The organism is Vibrio sp. 10N.247.310.98, assembly GCF_041467395.1.
GTDB lineage: Bacteria > Pseudomonadota > Gammaproteobacteria > Enterobacterales > Vibrionaceae > Vibrio > Vibrio crassostreae_C.
In genome coordinates this window covers 1-2481 of record NZ_JBFSUL010000110.1, presented here as the reverse complement: position 1 = coordinate 2481, position 2481 = coordinate 1, and the positions used below count along the sequence as shown (strand labels likewise).

The window sequence follows — 2481 nt, the reverse complement described above, 5'->3', positions numbered from 1 at the left end:
GTGTTTCCACTTCAAGAACGACAACCTACCTACCGTTGTTTTACTGGCTTACGGCCAGGGCGGGAGCATACTTTGATGGATTTATAAGGCGTTGTTAATGATATGGACACTTCCACCCACCGTCTAAACTTATAGTCGGTAACATAAATGAGGAAGAGACCATGACCATTGCAACTTTAGGTATCGACTTAGCTAAATCTTCTTTTGCTCTTCACGGAGTAGATTCATCAGGCAAAGTTCTTTTGAAGAAAAATATCAGCAGAAAGAAGTTGTCCGAAACGTTGACCAATATGCCTCCTTGTCTTGTTGGTATGGAAGCTTGCTCCAGTGCTCATTATTGGGCAAGAGTATTCAAGCAATTTGGTCATGACGTTAAACTTATGCCTCCGCAGTTTGTTAAGCCCTATGTGAAATCAAATAAGAACGATACCGCTGATGCTGAAGCAATCTGTGAAGCGGTAACTCGCCCTAACATGCGTTTCGTACCTATAAAATCGATTGAACAGCAATCAATCCTTTCTGTTCACAAAGCTAGAGAAAGGTTAGTTTCAATGAAAACTGGCCAAACTAATCAATTACGTGGGTTGCTGGCTGAGTTTGGTCTTGTCTTTCCTAAAGGAAGTGCATCACTTAACAAGCAGCTCCCTCTGGTTTTAGAGGATGCTGAAAATAATTTGACGCCACCGATTCGCTGCGTGGTTACTCATTTAAAAGAACTAATTGATGAGCTTTCTTCACGAATTAGTGCGTTAACAAAAGAAATTGAACAATGGCACAGTACGAATGTTGATTCTAAAAGAATCGCAGAGATCCCTGGAATTGGCCCTATAACTGCCACCGCACTTGTTGCAAGTATAGGTGACCCCGCATCTTTTAATAATGGACGGCAGGTATCTGCATGGATTGGACTTGTACCTAAGCAGTTTTCAACGGGTGGCAAACAAGTATTGCTTGGTATAAGCAAGCGGGGGGATGGCTATTTACGAAGACTACTAGTGCATGGTGCAAGAGCTGTTCTTGGGCACTTAAAGCAACAGCCAACCACTTATACTCACCGCTGGTTGAATGACTTACTGAAACGAAAACACAAGAATGTTGCAATAGTCGCACTAGCTAATCGGAATGCTCGAATTGCATGGGCTTTATTGGCTAATCAGCAACACTATAATCCTGAATTACTATCTATCTAAAATTGCGCATGAAGTGGAAATGAGAAAACAGGTAAGACCGTGAGTATGGAACTCTGATTTGATCTTAGGACTTTCAAGTTCGTGTTGTTGATAAGAGCATGCTCAGCGGAAATCATTAAGAGTCCTTGAACTCGGATATATGTCTGCAATCTTTTACCTAAAACTTTCAGATTTACTGCTTGCCAATAGGAAGTGTCCATATATGATCAAATCAGCTTGAGGTTCAACGACGCCATATTTGACTAATCGTTAGCTTCTAACAGGCATACCTAGTCCTATGACTTTGTTTATAGCTTTGACATTCGCCATGATTTCTCCCAGTTGAGCGTTGTAACATCTCAAGCTCAATTTACCGCTGGTTAGTCCTTTATATCGAGACATTGCGGTCTCAGATATTGAGCGATAGTGGTAACCAGACTCAGATTTCCACTCCGTTATTGTTCCGTTTTTAAGAGCCTCTACAGCTTCATTTCTGGGATGCCCATCTTCCCAAAGAGCCGCATTCTTTCGAGGTGGTATCAACGGAGTACAGCCCTTATTTTTCAGAGTCTCATGGCAACTTTTTGTGTCATATGCTCCATCAGCAGATACTGTATGGATCTTTCTACGTAAAGGGTTGAGTAATGTTGGCAGCACTTCCTTATCGCCAACACTTACAAGACTGACTTCTGCACTAATGGCCTCATGAGTTTCTACATCAACAGCTAAGTGCAGTTTACGCCAAGTTCTGCGTTTTTCGGCGCCGTGCTTTTTCACTTTCCATTCACCCTCGCCAAAAACTTTGAGACCAGTCGAGTCAATGGCTATATGGCGAATAGCTCCTTTGGATTTATTGCGATATTTGACCTGAACTGTCTTCGAGCGTTTGCTGATACAGGTGTAGTCAGGGGACGTCAGTGGAACATCTAATAGCTCAAAGATAGAATCAATAAAGCCTTGAAGAGCACGTAATGGTAATGAGAATACTCCTTTAATCATCAAGGCAGTTTCAATCGCTGTATCAGAGTACTGAAAGCCTCTACCACGCTTACCATGATGGGTTTTGCATCGCCATGCATCTACGGCTGTATCATCTATCCAGAACGTAACCGAGCCCCGTTTGCACAAAGCCTTATTGTACTCCGCCCAGTTAGTTATCTTCTTTTTCGCCTTACCCATGTTGTCACCGCTCTAACCATCATAAAGGATCAGATCGCAGGACTCGAAAAAGGTTCAATTGATTTAGGCAACAACGCCACTACTGGCGAAAACGTCCAGTAGAAATTGATGCCGAAACAGCAAAGCTCCGTAG

The 2481-nt window shown here is 42.6% G+C and carries 2 protein-coding genes; one reads left to right on the top strand and one right to left on the bottom strand.

All coding sequences use genetic code 11. From position 1 onward, the window contains the following. The first annotated feature begins 161 nt into the window (after positions 1-161). A complete protein-coding gene (locus AB6E78_RS22775) occupies positions 162-1190 on the top strand; it encodes an IS110 family transposase (RefSeq protein WP_017065108.1) in 1029 nt (342 codons plus the stop codon). A 249-nt stretch (positions 1191-1439) separates the two neighbouring features. Here AB6E78_RS22775 and AB6E78_RS22770 read toward each other — a convergent pair whose 3' ends face one another. Next, complete coding sequence (locus AB6E78_RS22770; RefSeq protein ID WP_372134260.1) at positions 1440-2348, bottom strand: IS5 family transposase; 909 nt, start codon at positions 2346-2348, stop codon at positions 1440-1442. Between the last annotated feature and the right edge of the window lie 133 nt (positions 2349-2481).

Coding starts and splice junctions, on each gene's coding strand:
- AB6E78_RS22775 (WP_017065108.1), top strand. CDS start 162: ATGACCATTGCAACTTTAGGTATCGACTTAGCTAAATCTTCTTTTGCT.
- AB6E78_RS22770 (WP_372134260.1), bottom strand. CDS start 2,348: ATGGGTAAGGCGAAAAAGAAGATAACTAACTGGGCGGAGTACAATAAG.